Consider the following 280-nt stretch of genomic DNA (forward strand, 5'->3'; position numbering starts at 1 on the left):
AGCTGGCCGACGGCGGAGGTGGAGCCCTCGACGACACCCATGTCGAGGACCTTCTGCATGTCCTCCGCGGACTCCCAGGTCGAGGTGTTGACCATCCGCGCGCCGGTGTCGGTCGCGGTGATCTCGACGATCATCCGCGACTCCGGGGCGCTGTCGACGGGGTTGCCCTCGGCGTCGGCGAAGAAGTCCTTGAGCTCGAGGCGGCCCGGCTCGTCGACGGAGATGACCTCCCAGCCGCCGCCGAACGTCTCCCCCTCGGGGCTGGTCATGTGGTACTTGA

Annotated in this window: 1 protein-coding gene; it reads right to left on the reverse strand. The window is 68.6% G+C overall.

Going from position 1 to position 280, the window contains the following annotated elements:
- Positions 1–269, reverse strand: a 269-nt coding sequence (locus tag B4920_RS26130) for an SRPBCC domain-containing protein (protein ID WP_254051069.1), incomplete at its 3' end; no start/stop codon positions are given.
- Positions 270–280 lie beyond the last annotated feature (11 nt).

The sequence above is a fragment of the Zoogloea sp. LCSB751 genome, assembly GCF_002028455.1.
Classification (GTDB): domain Bacteria; phylum Pseudomonadota; class Gammaproteobacteria; order Burkholderiales; family Rhodocyclaceae; genus Zoogloea.